This is a genomic window from Agarivorans sp. MS3-6 (assembly GCF_054112545.1).
The window spans coordinates 2,742,501-2,762,529 of record NZ_CM134202.1 but is presented as its reverse complement, the minus strand read 5'-3'; the positions used below and the strand labels follow the sequence as shown (position 1 = coordinate 2,762,529).

22 protein-coding genes, 1 tRNA gene and 2 rRNA genes (1 of these 25 running past the window's edge) are annotated in these 20,029 nt (G+C 45.8%); 2 read left to right on the top strand and 23 right to left on the bottom strand.

The genetic code is table 11. The features are described from left to right. Positions 1-28 precede the first annotated feature (28 nt). A complete protein-coding gene (locus tag ACVFI8_RS12725) occupies positions 29-376 on the top strand; it encodes a hypothetical protein (protein ID WP_457871516.1) in 348 nt (115 codons plus the stop codon). A 65-nt stretch (positions 377-441) separates the two neighbouring features. On the opposite strand, the gene mgtE is transcribed toward ACVFI8_RS12725, so the two are convergent. The 3 genes from mgtE to metA form a co-directional block, all read right to left on the bottom strand. Further along, positions 442-1,779, bottom strand: a complete 1,338-nt coding sequence (gene mgtE, locus ACVFI8_RS12720) for a magnesium transporter (protein ID WP_248713117.1) — start codon at positions 1,777-1,779, stop codon at positions 442-444. A gap of 250 nt (positions 1,780-2,029) precedes the next feature. Beyond that, the gene (gene metH, locus ACVFI8_RS12715) at positions 2,030-5,710 is read right to left on the bottom strand and encodes a methionine synthase (protein ID WP_248713118.1); all 3,681 of its coding nucleotides are present in this window, start codon (positions 5,708-5,710) and stop codon (positions 2,030-2,032) included. Positions 5,711-5,799: 89 nt separating this feature from the next. Beyond that, entirely contained in the window at positions 5,800-6,741 is a 942-nt protein-coding gene (metA, locus tag ACVFI8_RS12710; protein ID WP_248713119.1) for a homoserine O-acetyltransferase MetA, read from the bottom strand. A gap of 157 nt (positions 6,742-6,898) precedes the next feature. Between metA and ACVFI8_RS12705 the strand changes: the two genes are divergently transcribed. Continuing rightward, entirely contained in the window at positions 6,899-8,161 is a 1,263-nt protein-coding gene (locus tag ACVFI8_RS12705; protein WP_457871515.1) for an HD-GYP domain-containing protein, read from the top strand. A gap of 186 nt (positions 8,162-8,347) precedes the next feature. Here ACVFI8_RS12705 and rplQ read toward each other — a convergent pair whose 3' ends face one another. The 20 genes from rplQ to ACVFI8_RS12605 all read right to left on the bottom strand — a co-directional run. After that, on the bottom strand, positions 8,348-8,740 hold the full coding sequence (gene rplQ, locus ACVFI8_RS12700; RefSeq protein WP_221075767.1) for a 50S ribosomal protein L17: 393 nt from the start codon (positions 8,738-8,740) through the stop codon (positions 8,348-8,350). 40 nt (positions 8,741-8,780) lie between these two features. Next, positions 8,781-9,767: a DNA-directed RNA polymerase subunit alpha gene (locus tag ACVFI8_RS12695; protein ID WP_248713121.1), complete on the bottom strand. Its 987-nt coding sequence runs from the start codon at positions 9,765-9,767 to the stop codon at positions 8,781-8,783. 23 nt (positions 9,768-9,790) lie between these two features. Further along, positions 9,791-10,411 (bottom strand): 30S ribosomal protein S4, encoded by a 621-nt coding sequence (rpsD, locus tag ACVFI8_RS12690; protein WP_248713122.1) that lies wholly within the window; start codon positions 10,409-10,411, stop codon positions 9,791-9,793. A 26-nt stretch (positions 10,412-10,437) separates the two neighbouring features. Further along, positions 10,438-10,827 (bottom strand): 30S ribosomal protein S11, encoded by a 390-nt coding sequence (gene rpsK, locus ACVFI8_RS12685; protein WP_016402131.1) that lies wholly within the window; start codon positions 10,825-10,827, stop codon positions 10,438-10,440. A 13-nt stretch (positions 10,828-10,840) separates the two neighbouring features. Next, entirely contained in the window at positions 10,841-11,197 is a 357-nt protein-coding gene (gene rpsM / locus ACVFI8_RS12680) for a 30S ribosomal protein S13 (RefSeq protein ID WP_055733904.1), read from the bottom strand. Positions 11,198-11,307: 110 nt separating this feature from the next. Next, entirely contained in the window at positions 11,308-11,421 is a 114-nt protein-coding gene (gene rpmJ / locus ACVFI8_RS12675) for a 50S ribosomal protein L36 (protein ID WP_000868186.1), read from the bottom strand. Between the two features lie 41 nt (positions 11,422-11,462). After that, positions 11,463-12,788, bottom strand: coding sequence for a preprotein translocase subunit SecY (secY, locus tag ACVFI8_RS12670; protein ID WP_248713123.1), 1,326 nt, complete (start codon positions 12,786-12,788; stop codon positions 11,463-11,465). Between the two features lie 9 nt (positions 12,789-12,797). Next, positions 12,798-13,232 carry a 50S ribosomal protein L15 gene (gene rplO, locus ACVFI8_RS12665; protein ID WP_248713124.1) on the bottom strand — a complete coding sequence of 145 codons (435 nt, stop codon included), beginning with the start codon at positions 13,230-13,232 and terminating at the stop codon, positions 12,798-12,800. Positions 13,233-13,234: 2 nt separating this feature from the next. Next, the gene (rpmD, locus tag ACVFI8_RS12660) at positions 13,235-13,417 is read right to left on the bottom strand and encodes a 50S ribosomal protein L30 (protein WP_457871514.1); all 183 of its coding nucleotides are present in this window, start codon (positions 13,415-13,417) and stop codon (positions 13,235-13,237) included. 6 nt (positions 13,418-13,423) lie between these two features. Then, a complete protein-coding gene (gene rpsE / locus ACVFI8_RS12655; RefSeq protein WP_016402136.1) occupies positions 13,424-13,927 on the bottom strand; it encodes a 30S ribosomal protein S5 in 504 nt (167 codons plus the stop codon). Positions 13,928-13,937: 10 nt separating this feature from the next. Further along, on the bottom strand, positions 13,938-14,288 hold the full coding sequence (gene rplR / locus ACVFI8_RS12650; protein WP_248713126.1) for a 50S ribosomal protein L18: 351 nt from the start codon (positions 14,286-14,288) through the stop codon (positions 13,938-13,940). A gap of 9 nt (positions 14,289-14,297) precedes the next feature. Then, positions 14,298-14,825 carry a 50S ribosomal protein L6 gene (rplF, locus tag ACVFI8_RS12645; protein ID WP_248713127.1) on the bottom strand — a complete coding sequence of 176 codons (528 nt, stop codon included), beginning with the start codon at positions 14,823-14,825 and terminating at the stop codon, positions 14,298-14,300. Positions 14,826-14,840: 15 nt separating this feature from the next. Further along, positions 14,841-15,233: a 30S ribosomal protein S8 gene (gene rpsH, locus ACVFI8_RS12640; protein WP_137673761.1), complete on the bottom strand. Its 393-nt coding sequence runs from the start codon at positions 15,231-15,233 to the stop codon at positions 14,841-14,843. 26 nt (positions 15,234-15,259) lie between these two features. Then, positions 15,260-15,565 (bottom strand): 30S ribosomal protein S14, encoded by a 306-nt coding sequence (rpsN, locus tag ACVFI8_RS12635; RefSeq protein ID WP_248713128.1) that lies wholly within the window; start codon positions 15,563-15,565, stop codon positions 15,260-15,262. Positions 15,566-15,577: 12 nt separating this feature from the next. Continuing rightward, complete coding sequence (gene rplE, locus ACVFI8_RS12630) at positions 15,578-16,117, bottom strand: 50S ribosomal protein L5 (RefSeq protein ID WP_248713129.1); 540 nt, start codon at positions 16,115-16,117, stop codon at positions 15,578-15,580. Between the two features lie 12 nt (positions 16,118-16,129). Next, a complete protein-coding gene (rplX, locus tag ACVFI8_RS12625) occupies positions 16,130-16,444 on the bottom strand; it encodes a 50S ribosomal protein L24 (protein ID WP_248713130.1) in 315 nt (104 codons plus the stop codon). An 11-nt stretch (positions 16,445-16,455) separates the two neighbouring features. After that, positions 16,456-16,824 carry a 50S ribosomal protein L14 gene (rplN, locus tag ACVFI8_RS12620; protein WP_137673757.1) on the bottom strand — a complete coding sequence of 123 codons (369 nt, stop codon included), beginning with the start codon at positions 16,822-16,824 and terminating at the stop codon, positions 16,456-16,458. Positions 16,825-17,145: 321 nt separating this feature from the next. After that, positions 17,146-17,221, bottom strand: a tRNA-Thr gene (locus ACVFI8_RS12615). Between the two features lie 43 nt (positions 17,222-17,264). Next, a 5S ribosomal RNA gene (gene rrf, locus ACVFI8_RS12610) occupies positions 17,265-17,380 on the bottom strand. 112 nt (positions 17,381-17,492) lie between these two features. After that, positions 17,493-20,029, bottom strand: a 23S ribosomal RNA gene (locus ACVFI8_RS12605) (it continues 352 nt past the right edge of the window).

Genomic DNA, 20,029 nt, shown 5'->3' with positions numbered 1-20,029 from the left:
AACTATTAATAACAATTCAAGGATGTATATGGACACGGCGCTTAACCGCTCAAGATTATTTATTGGTATTGCATTGATTGTGGTGGGTATTGCGGTAATAGCCTATGTGCTACCGCAAACGATTAGCCTTGTATCATTGCCACATGATGCACCATTTATGCAAGGGTTCTTCAATTGGTTAATGGCAGATACCGACGCCATCAATAACCAAGTCAGTGAAGAATTTTTCGAGATATTCCAAACCTTTGTCAAGGTCATCGTGCTCATCGTGTTTTTATATGTTTGTGTAAAATTAGTCACTGTAGGTTTGATGATTATCCGCGAGGGTGTCAGCCTTATTCGCCCTGCAGCTAGTAACAAAAAAGACAAAGCATAAAATCACGGGTTTTAGCGAGCCTTAGGCTCGCTAAAACTCCAGCCTAAACGTTCAAGCAGGCGCTCTTACAAGCCCAGTATCGCGCTGGCTAGTCCGAAGTACACCAATACACCAGATACGTCGGCAATTGTTGCCACCAGTGGGCCAGAGGCCGTTGCGGGGTCAAGCTTGATCTTATTAAGCAGGAAGGGCAGGCTTAAACCCACTAACGAGCCAACCAATACAATAATCACCATCGATAAAGATACGATCATCGCGACATCGGCCCCCCCTCTAAATACGCCGACACCGTACACCGCCACCGCCATGGTGATACCTAGCGCTAAACCTACCAATAATTCACGCGAAAATAGTTTCGACCAGTCGCTTTTATCGACCTCGCCAGTAGCCAGTGCCCGAACCATCAAAGCCGCTGCCTGAGAGCCAGCATTACCGCCACTGCCAATCAGTAAAGGTAGGAAGAACACCAACGCCACATGACTAGCAATGGTATCTTCAAAATGAGCAATACCAGCCCCGGAGAACATGGCACCAAATACTAACAAAACCAACCACAATACTCGCTTTCGATAGAGCTCCCAAATACTGACGCGATCTACGGTTTCATCCAGTTTACCCACCGAGGCACTTTTTTGCGCATCTTCAGTGGCTTCTTCTACTGCCGCATCCATGGCATCATCGTAAGTCACAATCCCTACTAACTTTTGCAGTTCATCCACAACCGGTAAAGCCAGAAGGTCATAATGGCGAATTTGTTGGCTAGCATGCTCTTGGCTATCTTCTACAGCCAAAGATACCACTTCAGTTCGCATCAACTCACGTACTTGGGTATCGGGCGAAGCCAAAATAAGCTCTCGTAAAGAGATAGTACCTAGCAAGCGTCGCTGCCCATCAATCACGTAAGTTTGGTAAATGGTTTCTTTATCTGGCGCTTCTAAACGTAATTGTTTTAAAGCTCGGCTCACCAACCAATGTTCTTTCAAAGTGGCGTAATCCGACGTCATTAATGCGCCAGCTGTGCCTTCTGCATAGCTGGCCAGTTTACGTAAATCTTCACGCTCAGCCTGAGCTAAGCCAGGTAATACCATCGCCCGCTGTTCTTCGTCTAAATCATTGTATAAGTCGGCGCGTTCGTCGGCGTCCATACGCGAAAACAAAGCCGCCAACTTGTGTCGCTTCATCAAACCTGCCACATCAGCTTGCAGATACGGAGGTAAATAGGAAAAAACCTTAGCGCGATCGCCTAAGGAAAACATGGAGATTAACGGAAGTGCCTCTTTAGGCTCAAATTCCGCTAAAGCTTGGCCAATGTCGGCAAAGTGATATTCGTCTAAGGTTGAGCGCAAAGTTCCTTTATCAAGGTTAACTAATGCGAGCTCCAATTTTTGGTGAAGGTGTGCCATTTACTGCTCCAGCGTTCGCATAGAGCCAAGCACTAAGGTGACGGACTACGCGAAAAAATTTGGTTTTCTAATATCTAACAAACAATTGAAATTTCGACTATCGGGGTCCGGGTTCATAGAAGGTTCTCAGTGATAAAATCGGCGCAAATTGTAGGGCTTATCTGCTACTAATTCAAGCGCTTTGTCGCCCCTAAGCCTTGACTTAGGGGCGCTAGAGAGGCGGGTTGTAGCGTATTTCTAGGCAATATTGTTAAGTGTTATATCCCAAGTTTGGTGCTAACCAGCGCTCGGCTTGCTCTAAGCGCATATTTTTGCGCTGAGCATAATCTTCAACCTGGTCTTTCTGAATCGAAGCGACCGCAAAATAGCGACTCTCAGGATGAGAAAAATACCAACCTGAGACTGCCGCACCCGGCCACATGGCAAAGCTATCAGTTAATACCATGCCAATTCGATTCTCTACCTCTAACAAGTCCCAGATCACCCCTTTTTCGGTATGTTCAGGGCACGCGGGATAACCCGGCGCAGGTCTAATGCCTTGGTAGTTTTCTCGAATCAACTCTTCATAACTTAAGGCTTCGTCGGCCGCATAAGCCCAGTACTCTTTGCGCACCTTAGCGTGTAGATATTCAGCAAAACCTTCTGCTAAACGATCGGCGATCGCTTTAACCATAATAGCGTTATAGTCATCACCATCAGCCTTATAAATATCGGCTAACTCGTCTTCACCAATGCCACCTGTGACCGCAAAAGCGCCAAAGTAGTCGGCTTTACCACTCGATTTTGGGGCTATAAAATCGGCTAAGCAGTTATTAACGCCTTTCTTTTTATCGGTTTGTTGGCGCAATTGTGAGCTAATAGCCAACACTTCGCTACGCGACTCGTCGGTATAGATCTCAATATCATCACCCACGCTGTTAGCAGGGAATAAACCACATACTCCTGAGACTTTAACTTCCCTTTTTTGCTTAAAGCGTTCCAACATCGCTTTTGCATCGGCAAACAAGCGCTTAGCTTCTTCGCCAACCACTTTGTCTTCTAAAATACGAGGATATTTACCCGCCAATGACCACGTCATAAAGAAGGGTGTCCAATCAATGTAAGGTTCGATGTCAGCAATTGAGACATCATCAAATTGCTGAATGCCTAATTGCTTAGGCACTGGGGGGGTATAACTTTGCCAATCAATCGCTAAGCCATTAGCTCGGGCACGCTCCAAAGTAATAGGAGGAGTGCGCGGGCGCTTACGGGCATGTTGCTCGCGCACAATATCGTATTCTTTATCAAGCTTGGCGACAAAAGCTGGACGTAGTTCATCCGACAACAAGCTCTGACACACACCAACCGCGCGCGATGCATTAGAGACATAGACCACGGGTTTATCGTAATTCTGCTCAATTTTAACTGCGGTATGCGCTTTTGAAGTGGTGGCACCACCAATTAATAGCGGTAAGTCTAAGCCTGTACGTTGCATTTCTTTGGCTACGTGTACCATTTCATCCAAAGATGGCGTAATTAGGCCAGACAAACCGATCATGTCTACCTTTTCTTCTTTGGCCACTTTTAAGATCTTGTCGCATGACACCATCACGCCGAGGTCAATCACTTCGAAGTTATTACACTGCAGAACAACGCCCACAATATTTTTGCCAATATCGTGCACGTCGCCTTTAACGGTGGCCATCACAATTTTACCGTTAGAGCGCTGACCTTCGCCTTTCTCCGCTTCAATAAAGGGTTGTAAATAGGCGACTGCTCGTTTCATTACCCGTGCCGATTTCACCACTTGCGGTAAGAACATTTTACCTTCACCAAATAGATCGCCAACCACATTCATTCCGTCCATCAACGGACCTTCAATAACATGCAAAGGTCGGTCTACAGACTGGCGAGCCAGCTCGGTATCGTCTTCGATAAATTCAGTAATACCTTTCACTAAGGCGTGTTCTAAACGTTTATTTACATCCCAGCTGCGCCATTCTAAATCTTGGGTATTTTCTTGCTGACTACCATCACCGCGGTACTTCTCGGCGATCTCTAGTAATTCTTCAGTGGCGTTATCGTGGGTATTAAGAACAACCGCTTCAACTTTGTCTTTTAGTTCTTTTGGAATATCTTCATAAATAGCCAGTTGAGCCGCGTTTACAATGCCCATATCCATGCCATTTTTAATCGCATAATAGAGGAATACGGCATGAATAGCCTCACGTACCGGGTTATTACCACGGAAGGAGAAACTAACGTTAGACACACCACCTGAAATCATCGCATGTGGCAGATTGTCTTTAATATCTTTTACCGCTTCAATAAAATCTACGGCATAATTATTGTGCTCATCGATACCGGTTGCCACAGCAAAGATATTGGGATCAAAAATGATATCTTCTGGCGGGAAACCTACTTGGTTAACTAGTATGTCGTAAGACTTACTGCAAATTTCAAATTTACGTTCGCGAGTATCGGCCTGACCATCTTCATCAAAAGCCATCACTATCACCGCTGCACCATATTTGCGAAGAGTTTTAGCTTGTTGAATGAAAGGTTCAACCCCCTCTTTCATGGAGATTGAGTTAACAACCGGCTTGCCTTGTACGCATTGTAAACCCGCTTCTAAAATGTCCCACTTAGACGAATCAATCATGACCGGTACTTTGGCGATATCTGGCTCGGAAGCGAGCATGTTCAAAAAGCGCACCATCGCAGCTTTTGAATCCAACATGCCTTCATCCATATTTACATCAATAATTTGAGCGCCGTTTTCTACCTGGTGTAAGGCAATCTCAATGGCCTTATCATAGTTTTCGTCTTTAATTAGACGCTTAAAAATAGCTGAACCGGTTACGTTGTTACGCTCACCTACGTTTACGAACAAACTTTCAGCGGTAATGGTGAGCGGCTCTAAACCCGATAAACGACAAGCCACATTGATCTCAGGAAGCTGTCGAGGAGCCACGCCCTCAACCGCTTCAGCCATCGCCTTGATATGCTGTGGCGTGGTACCGCAGCAGCCACCCACTAAGTTTAAGAAGCCTGCTCGCGCCCATTCACCGATATGTTCTGCCATCTCAGCAGCTTCAAGGTCATATTCACCAAAGGCGTTGGGTAAGCCGGCATTCGGGTGCGCCGATACGTAAGTCTCACTCACCCGGCTTAACTCTTCAACGTACTGACGGAGTTCGTCTGGGCCTAGCGCACAGTTAAGCCCCATGCTCACCGGTTCAGCATGGCGCAAGGCGTTATAAAAGGCTTCGGTTGTTTGGCCACTGAGAGTACGCCCCGACGCATCGGTAATGGTACCCGAAATCATTATCGGCAAATCTACACCTAACTCTTCATATACAGTCTTAACCGCGAATACTGCCGCTTTTGCATTTAAAGTATCGAAAATCGTTTCGATAAGAATGAGGTCACTACCACCTTCAATAAGCGCTTTAGTCGATTCTTGATACGCTTCTACTAGCTCATTAAATGTCACATTACGGTAACCAGGATCATTAACGTCAGGAGAAATAGAGCAGGTGCGGTTAGTCGGGCCCAATACACCAGCCACAAAACGGGGGCGTTCTGGGTTTTGTGCAGTCACTTCGTCGGCTACTTGGCGGGCAATTTTTGCGGCTTCTCGATTAATCTCTGCTGAATACTTCTCCATGTCGTAGTCGGCCATGGCAATAGTCGTAGCATTAAAGGTGTTGGTTTCAAGAATATCCGCCCCTGCTAGCAAATATTCTCGGTGTATATCAGCAATGATTTTAGGCTGACTAAGTACCAACATGTCATTGTTACCTTTGACATCGGTATGCCAATCAGCAAAGCGCTCACCACGGTAATCGGCCTCTTCCAACTTGTAAGACTGAATCATGGTTCCCATACCACCATCAATGATCAAAATGCGCTGGGAGAGTTGGTTTTCTATTTGTAGCCTTGCTGACACGGGAACATCCTATTTCTTTGGCTGATATTTCGACTCGGCAGTGTAGCACACTGCCGATCGGGGCTTAGCTGCGTTAAAGTTATATGAAATTATTTCAAGATATTATCGGACTTTGGTTTTAACTCTTCCAAATTGTATGGGGTAATTTGGTACACACAGTAGTTTAGCCAGTTGTTATAAAGTAAATGGCCATGGCTGCGCCAGGTTGCACAGGGCGGCTTATTACAATCGTCCTGCGGATAATAATTTTCCGGTAGTTTAGGGCTTAAGCCTTCTTGTGAGTCTCTAAGATACTCATTATGTAGGGTATCGGCGGCATATTCTGGATGTCCGGTGATAAACACTTGTCTAAAGTCTTCACTGGCAAATAAATAGCTGCCCGCATCGGGACTATCGGCTAACACCTTCAAATCGGTTTCTTCAGTGATTAAATTGGAGTCAAAATGTGCGAAACGAGACAGAGGTGCTAAAAAGGCGTCATCAAAACCTCGCACCAAAGGATTATGTTTATGTTTAGTTTGATGCCAATAAACGCCAGAGAGTTTTTTATCACGGGTTTGTTTGTTGAGGCCATACAAGTGATATAACGCTGCTTGGGCTGCCCAACATAAATACAGCGTTGAGGTAACATGGGTTGTCGACCAATCGATAATCTCTTTGACTTGGTCCCAATAGTACACCTCTTCAAATGGTACTTGCCCTAAGGGTGCGCCGGTGATCACCAAGCCATCAAAGTTACGCTCACGAAGTTTGTCAAAATCTCGATAAAATTTATCGATATGCTCCTGTGGCGTGTTTTTAGACACGCGATGGTTGATTCGCAGTAAGCTGACATTAACTTGCAGCGGCGAATTAGACAGTAGCCGCAAAATTTGGTTTTCGGTCTCAATTTTTTTTGGCATTAAATTAAGCAATACGACTTCTAAAGGCCGTATATCCTGATGAGCAGCGCGACTCTCTGGCATAATAAATATGTTTTCATTACGCAGTACTTCAGCGGCTGGTAACTGGTCAGGGATACAAATTGGCATAAGAGTTTCCTTGCGAACAACATGCAACGTATGTCTAGACATCTAGAGGCCTATTTTAGTTAGTTCACACTGTATGTCTAGAACTTGTTAAAAGCTGCTGATTTTATGCCAATAGTTATTCATAATGCAGGCTGAATAAATAATCTTATAAAGGCACATGGCAGAAATTAAGCTCAGCGTTGAACGCTTACAGACAGGTGTGTTTGTAAAACTTCCCGTAAAGTGGGGAGAACACCCGTTTATGTTCACAAGCTTTAAGATTAAAAGCCAAGATCAAATTGAGGTTATTCGAAATTTGGGGCTAAAGCATGTCATCGTTGTGCCTGAAAAAAGTACCGCGCCCCCACTCCCCGTGATTGAAGATGGCGCCAAAACCGCTCCCACTGACAAAGATGTTTCACAAAAGGCAGAGAAAGCCCTATGGGAAGAAAAACGCGCGCGAATTGAAGAACTGAAAAACTACCGCCGTAACCTACAAAAGGTAGAAAAAGAGTTTGACCGCTCTATGTCTCAAGTGCGGGCGGTAATGTCAAAGCTAAAAAGCAGGCCACTAAACGCCGTTGAAGATGCCACCACTCTCATCAACAATCTAGCGGATGATTTGCTATCAGGTGAAAATGTGGTTCTCCACTTAATGAACGACAGCAAAGATGCCGATAGCTTCTATTATCACAGTTTGAATGTGTCTATTTTAGCCATGATGCTGGCAAAAGCTGCCGGTTTTTCTGAGCGGGATATTAAGGTACTGGGCATTGCGGGTTTATTCCATGATGTTGGAAAAATGAAGATTCCTGACAAAATTTTGCGTAAGTCAGGAAAGCTCACCCCGCAAGAAGCTAACCTATTAAAAATGCATACTAAGTATGGTGCAGACTTTCTTAAACTCTCGGAGACTATCCCTCCCCAAGTAAAATTAATTGCACAACAGCACCACGAATACTTAGACGGTAGCGGCTATCCTCAGAAACTGAAAGGGGATGAAATCGACCGTTTATCTCAGCTCATTGCCGTAGTAAACGAATACGACAGCCTTTGCCACCCTAGAGACCCTCGCTTATCGCGGATACCGTTTACCGTAATCGCCTACTTGTATAAGCAGCGTAAACAACAACTAAACACGGCAGACTTGGGGATCTTAATTAGGCTATTGGGGATCTATCCTCCAGGCAGTGTAGTGCAATTGAGTTCAGGACAAATCGGCTTAGTCATGTCGGTTAACTCAGAACGCCTACTATTTCCTACAGTGCAGGTTTACGACCCAAATATCCCACGTACCGAAGCGCCAATCATAGATTTAGAGGCGGCAGGCCTAACCATAGAAAAGGCGTTAAAACCAAGCGCGCTACCAGAAGCCATTTTTGAGTATTTAAACCCTAGAGCTCGAATATCCTACTACTTCGACCACAATAAACGCTTATAGGTGACGTTGAGCGTTGAACGTTGAGCGTTGAGCGTTGAGCGTTGAGCGTTGAGCGTTGAGCGTTGAGCGTTGAGCGTTGAGCGTTGAGCAATGGAGCTTAACGACCTTTACTATATTGTTGCTAGCAAATTTTAGGTAAAAAAAAAGCCGGACCTAAGTCCGGCTTTTTAAGCTTGGTGTCCGAGTTTACTCAGCCGCTTCTTCAGCAACTTCTTCAACTTCTGGACGGTCCAACAACTCAATGTATGCCATAGGGGCATTGTCGCCAGCACGGAAACCACATTTTAAAATGCGAGTATAACCGCCTGCACGTTCTTTGAATCGTGGGCCAATTTCAGCGAATAGCTTGCCAACTACTTCTGCATCGCGAGTACGAGCAAAAGCAAGACGACGGTTAGCTACACTGTCATTTTTAGCCAATGTAATTAATGGCTCAACAACACGACGAAGCTCTTTGGCTTTAGGCAATGTTGTCTTGATAACTTCATGGCGAACCAATGAACTGGCCATATTCCGGAACATAGCCTGACGATGGCTACTATTTCGGTTCAATTGACGACCACTCTGACGATGGCGCATGACCTTATCCTTCTATAATAAGACGTTAAAACTAGTGACTTTACTTATCAGCGATACTAGCTGGCGGCCAGTTTTCTAGGCGCATACCTAGAGACAGACCACGTGATGCTAGAACATCTTTGATTTCTGTAAGCGACTTCTTACCTAAGTTAGGTGTTTTAAGTAGCTCAACTTCGGTACGCTGTACCAAGTCACCAATGTAATGAATCGCTTCTGCCTTCAAACAGTTAGCAGAGCGAACTGTCAACTCTAGATCATCGACAGGACGAAGCAGGATTGGATCAAACTCTGGCTTCTCTTCTTTCTCTTCAGGCTCACTTACATCACGTAAGTCAACGAAGGCATCCAACTGCTCTGCAAGAATTGTTGCACTGCGGCGGATAGCTTCTTCTGGATCAAGAGTACCATTGGTTTCCATATCGATAACCAATTTGTCCAAGTCAGTACGTTGCTCAACACGGGCAGCTTCCACAGTGTAAGCAATACGCTCAACTGGGCTGTAAGCCGAATCTACAAGCAAACGACCGATAGGACGCTCTTCATCTTCAGAATGAACCCGAACTGAAGCTGGTACGTAACCGCGACCACGTTCTACCTTGATTCGCATGCTGATTTCAGCGTTGCTGCTCAAGTGACAAATAACGTGCTCAGGATTAGTGATTTCGACATCAGCGTCGTGCTGAATGTCGCCTGCAACCACAGGACCTGCTCCAGACTTGGCAAGACTAAGAGTAACTTCGTCTTTGCCTTCTAACTTTACAGCAATACCTTTAAGGTTAAGCAAGATTTCCAAGATATCCTCTTGTACGCCTTCCTTACTGCTGTACTCATGCAGCACGCCGTCGATTTCAACTTCAGTTACCGCACATCCAGGCATAGAAGATAAAAGAATACGACGAAGAGCATTACCTAAAGTATGGCCAAAACCACGCTCTAATGGCTCAAGCGTAACCTTTGCACGAGTTGGGCTAACTTGTTCGATCTCAACTAGCCTTGGTTTTAGAAACTCTGTTACAGAACCCTGCATTGTGTCCTCTCTATAATTCAACTTTACTTAGAGTAAAGTTCGACGATCAGCTGTTCGTTAATTTCCGCAGACAAGTCAGCGCGCTCAGGTAGGCGTTTAAAAGCACCTTCCATCTTAGTTGCGTCTACTTCTACCCACGATGCCGCTTCACGTTGCCCAGCGATTTCTAATGATGCAACGATACGCGCTTGCTTCTTAGATTTTTCGCGAACACTGATAACGTCTTCAGGTAATACCTTGTAAGAAGGAATATTAACCACTTGACCGTTAACTAAGATAGCTTTGTGGCTAACTAGTTGACGAGATTCAGCGCGAGTAGCACCAAAGCCCATACGGTAAACAACGTTATCTAAACGACTCTCTAACAATTGCAACAAGTTCTCACCGGTGTTGCCTTTAAGGCGAGCAGCAGCTTTGTAGTAGTTGCGGAATTGCTTTTCAAGAATGCCGTATAAACGACGAACTTTTTGCTTCTCACGAAGCTGTAAACCGTAGTCTGAAAGACGCGCTTTACGTGCACCATGTTGTCCAGGTGCTGTATCCAGCTTACACTTTGTGTCGATCGCGCGAACACCACTTTTCAAGAAAAGATCGGTACCTTCACGACGGCTAAGTTTAAGCTTTGGACCTAAATATCTTGCCATTTTTCTTTCTCCAATCTATCCAGAAACTACACGCGGCGTTTCTTTGGTGGACGACAACCATTGTGTGGAATCGGAGTCACGTCGGTGATGTTAGTCACACGGAAACCCGCAGCATGTAATGCACGGATTGAAGACTCACGACCAGGACCTGGGCCGTTTACAAACACTTCTACGTTTTTAAGGCCGTAGTCTTTAGCTGCTTCAGCAGCACGTTCAGCAGCAACCTGTGCAGCGAACGGGGTAGACTTACGTGAACCACGGAAACCTGAACCACCTGCGGTAGCCCAAGATAACGCGTTGCCCTGACGATCAGTGATAGTCACGATAGTATTGTTGAAAGAAGCATGGATATGAGCCATGCCATCAGCAACTTGTTTTTTTACGCGCTTACGTGCGCGAGTCGGAGTTTTAGCCATTGTCACTCACCCCTTATTTCTTAATAGGTTTGCGAGGACCTTTACGGGTGCGCGCATTTGTTTTAGTGCGCTGACCGCGAAGGGGCAAACTGCGACGGTGACGAAGTCCACGGTAACAACCGAGGTCCATCAGACGCTTAATGTTCATAGAAACTTCACGGCGTAGATCACCTTCAACGGTGAATTTAGCTACTTCGTCACGAAGTTTGTCAATTTGTGTTTCGTCTAATTCTCTGATCTTTACATCTTCTGCAATACCAGCTGCCGCACAAATCTGTTGTGAGCGGGTTAAGCCAATACCGAAGATTGCAGTTAAAGCGATAACTGCATGCTTCTGATCAGGAATGTTAATGCCGGCTATACGGGCCATTGGCACACTCCTATAATTTTCGTGTTAAAACGAAGGCCATCTGTGAAAAGCCCGTAAGGATACTCAACAGATGACCACATTGCAAATAATATTGTCTTGAAATCTACTAACTAGCCTTGGCGCTGTTTATGCTTTGGCTCACTGCAAATTACTCGCACAACACCGTTGCGCTTGATAACTTTACAGTTACGGCAGATTTTCTTAACGGATGCACGTACTTTCATTGCTATCTCCGTAAAAGTTAAAGACCAATCTCAAGGGCGACCTAACGGCCGTAACCTTTAAGATTAGCTTTTTTCAGGGCCGAACCATATTGATGAGACATCAAATGGGTTTGAACCTGAGCCATAAAGTCCATGATAACCACCACTACAATAAGTAGCGAAGTACCACCGAAGTAGAACTGAACGTTCATTCCGATCATCATAAACTCAGGAATTAAACATACAAACGTGATGTACAAAGCACCAGCTAGGGTTAAACGAGTCATCACCTTGTCGATGTATCGCGAGGTTTGTTCACCAGGGCGGATACCCGGGATGAATGCACCACTCTTCTTCAAGTTGTCTGCTGTTTCGCGAGGGTTAAACACCAACGCAGTATAGAAGAAACAAAAGAAGATGATAGCAGCTGCATATAAGAACACATATAACGGTTGCCCAGGTTGTAGCGTCAATGACAGGTCAGATAAGAAAGATAAACCTTCAGTTTGACCAAACCACTGTGCCAATGTACCAGGGAACAGAATAATACTTGAAGCGAAAATTGCTGGGATAACCCCGGCCATGTTCACCTTAAGTGGTAAATGTGTACTTTGCGCAGCAAACACTTTGCGACCTTGTTGGCGTTTTGCGTAGTTAACAACGATACGACGTTGTCCACGTTCTACAAATACCACAAAGAAGGTCACCGCAAATACAAGAGCAACGATGAACAAGAGTAACAATAAGTGCAACTCTCCTTGACGCGCCTGCTCAGCCGTCTGACCGATTGCAGAAGGCAATCCTGCCACAATACCAGCAAAGATTAGGATCGAAATCCCGTTGCCGATACCGCGTTCAGTAATTTGCTCACCTAACCACATCAGGAACATTGTTCCTGTTACCAAGCTAACCACCGCAGTGAAATAGAATGGAAGACCTGGGTTAATCACCAGACCAGCCATCATATTAGGTAAGCCAGTAGCAATACCTATAGCTTGAAATGTTGCTAAAACCAGTGTGCTATAACGCGTGTATTGACTAATCTTACGTCTACCCGACTCGCCTTCCTTTTTAAGTTCAGCAAGGGTTGGGTGAACAACTGTCAATAACTGGATAATAATCGATGCCGAAATATACGGCATGATACCTAACGCAAATATAGAAGCACGTGAAAGTGCACCACCTGAAAACATGTTAAACATTTCCAGAATGGTACCCTTTTGCTGGTCAAACAACGCGGCCAGTACAGCGGCATCAATCCCAGGTAACGGCACAAAGGAGCCCGCTCGGAACACAATAATGGCCCCAAGCACAAATAGTAAACGACTCTTAAGCTCGCTTAAGCCGCCTTGTGCACTTGCTGATGCTGTTCCTGGATTCTTAGCCATGTTTTGTACTTATTCCTCGATTTTACCGCCAGCAGCTTCAATAGCTGCCAGTGCGCCTTTAGTTACACGCAGGCCACGTAAGGTAACTGGTGCTTTTACTTCGCCAGATAATACTACTTTTGCAAACTTAATGTTGCGAGTAATAAGACCAGCAGCTTTCAAAGCGTCCAAATCTACCACGTCAGCAGTAACTTTAGCTAGCTCGCTAGTACGAACTTCAGCAGTTACCATTGATTTACGTGAAGTAAAACCAAATTTAGGCAAACGTTGTTTCAAAGGCATTTGACCGCCTTCGAAACCTGGACGAACACTACCGCCAGAACGAGACTTCTGACCTTTGTGTCCGCGACCACCAGTTTTACCCAAACCAGAACCAATACCACGTCCTACACGTTTAGCGGCTGGCTTTGAGCCAGCTGCTGGAGAAAGAGTATTCAAACGCATGATTATTCTCCCTCAACCTTAACCATGTAATAAACTTTATTAATCATACCGCGAACACAAGGAGTATCCTCTAATTCTACAGTATGGTTAATGCGACGAAGACCTAAACCCGTTAAGGTTGCGCGGTGCTTAGGCAAACGCCCAATACTGCTTTTAGTCTGTGTTACTTTAATTTTGTTCGACATGGCTTATTACCCCAGAATTTCTTGGACGCTTAGGCCACGCTTCGCAGCAACGTCTTGTGGAGAATGCATATTCTCAAGAGCGTCGATAGTAGCGCGAACAATGTTGATTGGGTTAGTAGAACCGTATGCCTTAGACAATACGTTCTGCACACCAGCAACTTCTAGAACAGCACGCATCGCACCACCGGCAATAATACCAGTACCCTCTGATGCAGGTTGCATGTAAACACGCGACCCAGAGTGGCGACCCTTAATAGGATGCTGCAGTGTAGTGCCTCTCAGCTGTACACTAGTAAGGTTACGACGCGCTTTTTCCATTGCTTTTTGAATAGCAGCAGGAACTTCACGTGCTTTACCATAACCAAACCCTACGCGACCGTTACCGTCACCCACTACTGTTAGAGCAGTGAAACTGAAGATACGACCACCTTTAACTACTTTTGACACACGGTTTACAGCGATAAGCTTTTCATTCAGATCACTACCGGCTTGTGCTTCAAATTTAGACATGACTCACTCCTTAGAACTGAAGACCAGCTTCACGTGCAGCTTCTGCAAGCGCAGCAACGCGGCCGTGATACTTAAAGCCTGAACGATCGAAAGCTACAGACGTAATACCTTTTTCAGCAGCACGCTCAGCAATTGCTTTACCTACGGCTGTAGCGGCAGCTACGTTACTTAAACTTTCAAGCCCTTCAGAAACGGCTTTATCTACTGTTGATGCTGTGGCAAGAACCGTTGCATCAGGTGCAATCACCTGCGCGTAAATATGGCGCGGAGTACGGTGAATCACCAGGCGGGTTTTACCCAACTCTTGCATAGCTTTGCGAGTGCGTGTTGCACGACGCAGACGAGCAATTTTCTTATCCATAGTGTTAACCTACTTCTTCTTAGCCTCTTTACGGCGGACATTTTCATCTGAGTAACGAACACCTTTGCCTTTGTAAGGCTCTGGCGGACGGAACGCACGAATATCTGCTGCTACCTGACCAACGACTTGCTTATCAGCACCTTTCAGTACGATTTCAGTCTGTGATGGACACTCTGCTGTTACACCTTCTGCTAAGGTGTACTCTACAGGATGAGAAAAACCTAATGTTAGGTTTACTACGTTGCCTTTAACAGCAGCACGGTAACCTACACCTAATAATGTAAGTTTTTTCTCAAACCCAGCTGTAACGCCAACAACCATGTTGTTGCTTAGAGCACGAGCTGTACCAGCTTGAGCAGTTGAAGCACCTTCAACTACAGCAAACTTAAGTTCGTTTTCTTCTTTCGTTACAACAACCGCGTCATTAAATACGCGAGTCAATGTACCTTTGCTACCTTTAACCGTTAATTCTTGGCCGTTGAGAGTTACTTCAACGCCAGCAGGAATTGTAACGGGAGCCTTGGCTACTCGAGACATATTACCTACCTCCGGTTAAGCTACGTAACAGACGATTTCACCGCCCATGCCGGCTTTACGCGCCGCACGGTCAGTCATCACGCCTTTAGATGTAGAAATGATTGCAACACCAAGGCCACCCATAACTTTAGGTAGGTCTTTAGCACCTTTATAAATGCGTAGACCTGGACGGCTTACACGTTCAATCTTTTCAATAACTTTTTTACCTTCAAAATACTTGAGGGTAACTTCTAATGACTTTTTCACGTCACCAGTCACAGCGTATCCTGTGATGTAACCTTCTTCTTGTAACAAGTTAGCAATTGCCACTTTTACTTTAGATGAAGGCATAACAACAGATACTTTATTTGCCGATTGACCGTTGCGAACGCGAGTCAACATATCCGCAATAGGATCTTGCATGCTCATAATCGTTTACTCCGTAATTAAGTGGATTACCAACTGGCTTTCTTAAGACCAGGAACCTCACCGCGCATCATCGCTTCACGCAATTTAATACGGCTTAGGCCGAATTTACGTAGGTAGCCATGAGGACGGCCGGTTACGTTACAGCGGTTACGCTGACGAGACCGACTTGAATCACGAGGTAACGATTGCAATTTTAGTACTGCGTCCCAACGCTCTTCATCAGAGCTGTGTACGCTGCTAATAATCGCTTTAAGCGCTGCGCGCTTTTCTGCGAAACGAGCTACAGTAACTGTACGCTTCGCTTCACGAGCTTTCATTGATTGTTTAGCCATAACTACTCTACCTTACTTACGGAATGGGAAGTTAAAGGCAGCCAGCAGAGCGCGGCCTTCCTCGTTGGTTTCGGCAGTAGTAGTGATGGTTACATCCATACCACGAACCTTATCAACTTTGTCATAGTCAATTTCAGGGAAGATGATTTGCTCACGCACACCCATGCTGTAATTACCACGGCCATCGAATGACTTAGCATTCAAACCACGGAAATCTCGAACACGAGGAATTGCGATTGAAATCAAACGCTCTAAAAACTCCCACATACGCTCACCGCGTAGAGTTACTTTACAACCAATTGGGTATCCATCACGGATCTTAAAGCCTGCTACAGATTTACGAGCTTTGGTGATCAGTGGTTTTTGACCTGAGATAGCTGCTAGATCGGCAATTGCGTGCTCTAGTACTTTCTTGTCATTAACCGCTTCACCCACACCCATGTTAAGGGTGATTTTCTCAATCCGAGGGACTTGCATGATGGATTTGTAACCGAACTCCTTTACGAGTTCAGGCGTTACAGTTTCCTTATATAGGTCATGCAGTTTCGCCATCGTTAACTCCAGTTACTTTACAATTTCATTAGACGATTTGAATACACGAACTTTTTTGTCGTCTTCAAATCGAAAACCAATACGATCACCCTTGCCAGTGGCAGGGTTAAACATCGCTACGTTTGATGCATCAAGGGCCGCTTCTTTCTCAACGATACCGCCAGCAACACCCAATTGAGGGTTTGGCTTTTGGTGTTTCTTGATCAAGTTCACGCCATCAACGAATAGTTTACCGTTGGCTAAAACTTTGGTTACGCTACCGCGTTTGCCTTTGTCTTTACCTGCAATAACTATTACTTCATCGCCTTTCTGGATTTTATTAGCCATTATTGGACTCCTTAAAGTACTTCTGGTGCTAGAGACACAATTTTCATGAACTGCTCATTTCGCAGTTCGCGTGTCACAGGACCAAAGATACGAGTACCAATAGGCTGATTGTTTGCATTCAAGATAACCGCAGCATTGCGGTCAAAACGAATTACAGAACCATCAGGACGACGTACGCCTTTTCTAGTACGCACTACCACTGCATTCATAACGTCACCTTTCTTAACTTTACCGCGTGGAATTGCTTCCTTTACAGTAACTTTAATGATGTCGCCAATTCGTGCATAGCGGCGGTGCGAACCACCTAGGACCTTAATACACTGTACACGGCGCGCGCCGGAATTATCCGCCACGTCCATAGTAGATTGCATTTGGATCATTTCAGTGCTCCGCTATTTGTTACAACTGATCCCAACAATTAGCGCTGAGATCTCTGGCTGCCTAATTAAAGGGCGCGAAATTATAACACCCTAAATTTTGAATTGGTAGGATTGTCTAAAATTTGTTTAATTAAACATTTAAAGTCATATTAAACAATAACTTACCTTCAAAATTTACACCTCGAAAAGGTGAAAAATGAGCTTAATTTCGCTTGAATCGTTAGAAAGCTGTCAAGTAACTTCTTTCTAACTCGCTAATTCGGTCATTTAATAGACCGAAAAAACAAAAAGGCCCAGCTTAATGCCGGGCCTTTCTGAATATGGTGCTGATAGGCAGATTCGAACTGCCGACCTCACCCTTACCAAGGGTGCGCTCTACCAACTGAGCTATATCAGCGAACTAAAAACCCAGCCGTTAGCTGGGTTTTTATAGAATAGGCGCCTGGCAGTGACCTACTTTCACATGGGGAGACCCCACACTATCATCGGCGCAGTTGCGTTTCACTTCTGAGTTCGACATGGGTTCAGGTGGGTCCACAACGCTATTGCCACCAGGCAAAAACTTGTTGTCTTTAACATTCGAAAAAGCTGACAATATCCCACGAGTATAACAAGTACTCTTGGTCTAAAAAATAAGATATCTATAAGCAACACCACTTGGGTGTTGTATGGTTAAGCCTCACGGGTAATTAGTACAAGTTAGCTCAATGCCTCACAGCACTTACACACCTTGCCTATCAACGTTGTAGTCTCCAACGGCCCTTCAGAGGACTTAAAGTCCTAGTGAGAATTAATCTCAAGGCCTGCTTCCCGCTTAGATGCTTTCAGCGGTTATCAGTTCCGAACGTAGCTACTGGGCAATGCTATTGGCATAACAACCCAAACACCAGCGGTTCGTCCACTCCGGTCCTCTCGTACTAGGAGCAGCTCCTTTCAATTCTCAAACGCCCACGGCAGATAGGGACCGAACTGTCTCACGACGTTCTAAACCCAGCTCGCGTACCACTTTAAATGGCGAACAGCCATACCCTTGGGACCGACTTCAGCCCCAGGATGTGATGAGCCGACATCGAGGTGCCAAACACCGCCGTCGATATGAACTCTTGGGCGGTATCAGCCTGTTATCCCCGGAGTACCTTTTATCCGTTGAGCGATGGCCCTTCCATACAGAACCACCGGATCACTATGACCTACTTTCGTACCTGCTCGACGTGTCTGTCTCGCAGTTAAGCTGGCTTATGCCATTGCACTAACCGTACGATGTCCGACCGTACTTAGCCAACCTTCGTGCTCCTCCGTTACTCTTTGGGAGGAGACCGCCCCAGTCAAACTACCCACCAGACACTGTCCGCAATCCCGATAAGGGACCAACGTTAGAACATCAACACTACAAGGGTGGTATTTCAAGGTCGGCTCCACATCATCTAGCGACAACGCTTCAAAGCCTCCCACCTATCCTACACATGTAGGGTCAATGTTCAGTGTCAAGCTGTAGTAAAGGTTCACGGGGTCTTTCCGTCTAGCCGCGGGTACACCGCATCTTCACGGCAATTTCAATTTCACTGAGTCTCGGGTGGAGACAGCTTGGCCATCATTACGCCATTCGTGCAGGTCGGAACTTACCCGACAAGGAATTTCGCTACCTTAGGACCGTTATAGTTACGGCCGCCGTTTACCGGGGCTTCGATCAATAGCTTCGCTTGCGCTAACCACATCAATTAACCTTCCGGCACCGGGCAGGCGTCACACCGTATACGTCATCTTTCGATTTAGCACAGTGCTGTGTTTTTAATAAACAGTTGCAGCCAACTGGTATCTGCGACTCCCAACAGCTTAGAGAGCAAGTCTCATCACCGTCGGGAGCGTACCTTCTCCCGAAGTTACGGTACCATTTTGCCTAGTTCCTTCACCCGAGTTCTCTCAAGCGCCTTGGTATTCTCTACCCAACCACCTGTGTCGGTTTGGGGTACGGTTTCGTATAATCTGAAGCTTAGAGACTTTTCCTGGAAGCAGGGCATCAACCACTTCATGTCCGTAGACACTCGTCATCAATTCTCAGCCTTAGACACCCGGATTTTCCTAAGTGTCCAGCCTACAACCTTAAACATGGATAACCATCACCATGCTGGCCTAGCCTTCTCCGTCCTCCCATCGCAATTATACGAAGTACAGGAATATTAACCTGTTTCCCATCGACTACACTTTTCAGTCTCGCCTTAGGGGCCGACTCACCCTGCTCTGATTAACATTGAACAGGAAACCTTGGTCTTTCGGCGAGGGGGCTTTTCACCCCCTTTATCGTTACTCATGTCAACATTCGCACTTCTGATACCTCCAGCAACCCTTACGAATCACCTTCAACGGCTTACAGAACGCTCCTCTACCGCACTTAACAAAGTTAAGTACCCGTAGCTTCGGTGCATAGCTTAGCCCCGTTACATCTTCCGCGCAGGCCGACTCGACCAGTGAGCTATTACGCTTTCTTTAAATGATGGCTGCTTCTAAGCCAACATCCTGGCTGTCTAAGCCTTCCCACATCGTTTCCCACTTAGCTATGACTTTGGGACCTTAGCTGACGGTCTGGGTTGTTTCCCTTTCCACGACGGACGTTAGCACCCGCCGTGTGTCTCCCGGATAGTACTTAGTGGTATTCGGAGTTTGCAAAGGGTTGGTAAGTCGGGATGACCCCCTAGCCTTAACAGTGCTCTACCCCCACTAGTATTCATCCGAGGCGCTACCTAAATAGCTTTCGAGGAGAACCAGCTATCTCCCGGTTTGATTGGCCTTTCACCCCCAGCCACAAGTCATCCGCTAATTTTTCAACATTAGTCGGTTCGGTCCTCCAATTGGTGTTACCCAATCTTCAACCTGCCCATGGCTAGATCACCGGGTTTCGGGTCTAATCCCAGCAACTATGCGCGCAGTTAACACTCGGTTTCCCTACGGCTCCGCTATTCGCTTAACCTTGCTACTGAAATTAAGTCGTTGACCCATTATACAAAAGGTACGCAGTCACCCCACGAAGGGGCTCCCACTGCTTGTACGTATACGGTTTCAGGTTCTATTTCACTCCCCTCACAGGGGTTCTTTTCGCCTTTCCCTCACGGTACTGGTTCACTATCGGTCAGTCAGGAGTATTTAGCCTTGGAGGATGGTCCCCCCATATTCAGACAACATATCACGTGTGCCGTCCTACTCGTTTTCA

Excerpts from the sequence above, each read along its gene's own strand:
- ACVFI8_RS12725 (WP_457871516.1), top strand. The coding sequence starts at position 29 with ATGGACACGGCGCTTAACCGCTCAAGATTATTTATTGGTATTGCATTG.
- mgtE (WP_248713117.1), bottom strand. The coding sequence starts at position 1,779 with ATGGCACACCTTCACCAAAAATTGGAGCTCGCATTAGTTAACCTTGAT.
- metA (WP_248713119.1), bottom strand. The coding sequence starts at position 6,741 with ATGCCAATTTGTATCCCTGACCAGTTACCAGCCGCTGAAGTACTGCGT.
- ACVFI8_RS12705 (WP_457871515.1), top strand. The coding sequence starts at position 6,899 with ATGGCAGAAATTAAGCTCAGCGTTGAACGCTTACAGACAGGTGTGTTT.
- rplQ (WP_221075767.1), bottom strand. The coding sequence starts at position 8,740 with ATGCGCCATCGTCAGAGTGGTCGTCAATTGAACCGAAATAGTAGCCAT.
- ACVFI8_RS12695 (WP_248713121.1), bottom strand. The coding sequence starts at position 9,767 with ATGCAGGGTTCTGTAACAGAGTTTCTAAAACCAAGGCTAGTTGAGATC.
- rpsD (WP_248713122.1), bottom strand. The coding sequence starts at position 10,411 with ATGGCAAGATATTTAGGTCCAAAGCTTAAACTTAGCCGTCGTGAAGGT.
- rpsK (WP_016402131.1), bottom strand. The coding sequence starts at position 10,827 with ATGGCTAAAACTCCGACTCGCGCACGTAAGCGCGTAAAAAAACAAGTT.
- rpsM (WP_055733904.1), bottom strand. The coding sequence starts at position 11,197 with ATGGCCCGTATAGCCGGCATTAACATTCCTGATCAGAAGCATGCAGTT.
- rpmJ (WP_000868186.1), bottom strand. The coding sequence starts at position 11,421 with ATGAAAGTACGTGCATCCGTTAAGAAAATCTGCCGTAACTGTAAAGTT.
- secY (WP_248713123.1), bottom strand. The coding sequence starts at position 12,788 with ATGGCTAAGAATCCAGGAACAGCATCAGCAAGTGCACAAGGCGGCTTA.
- rplO (WP_248713124.1), bottom strand. The coding sequence starts at position 13,232 with ATGCGTTTGAATACTCTTTCTCCAGCAGCTGGCTCAAAGCCAGCCGCT.
- rpmD (WP_457871514.1), bottom strand. The coding sequence starts at position 13,417 with ATGTCGAACAAAATTAAAGTAACACAGACTAAAAGCAGTATTGGGCGT.
- rpsE (WP_016402136.1), bottom strand. The coding sequence starts at position 13,927 with ATGTCTAAATTTGAAGCACAAGCCGGTAGTGATCTGAATGAAAAGCTT.
- rplR (WP_248713126.1), bottom strand. The coding sequence starts at position 14,288 with ATGGATAAGAAAATTGCTCGTCTGCGTCGTGCAACACGCACTCGCAAA.
- rplF (WP_248713127.1), bottom strand. The coding sequence starts at position 14,825 with ATGTCTCGAGTAGCCAAGGCTCCCGTTACAATTCCTGCTGGCGTTGAA.
- rpsH (WP_137673761.1), bottom strand. The coding sequence starts at position 15,233 with ATGAGCATGCAAGATCCTATTGCGGATATGTTGACTCGCGTTCGCAAC.
- rpsN (WP_248713128.1), bottom strand. The coding sequence starts at position 15,565 with ATGGCTAAACAATCAATGAAAGCTCGTGAAGCGAAGCGTACAGTTACT.
- rplE (WP_248713129.1), bottom strand. The coding sequence starts at position 16,117 with ATGGCGAAACTGCATGACCTATATAAGGAAACTGTAACGCCTGAACTC.
- rplX (WP_248713130.1), bottom strand. The coding sequence starts at position 16,444 with ATGGCTAATAAAATCCAGAAAGGCGATGAAGTAATAGTTATTGCAGGT.
- rplN (WP_137673757.1), bottom strand. The coding sequence starts at position 16,824 with ATGATCCAAATGCAATCTACTATGGACGTGGCGGATAATTCCGGCGCG.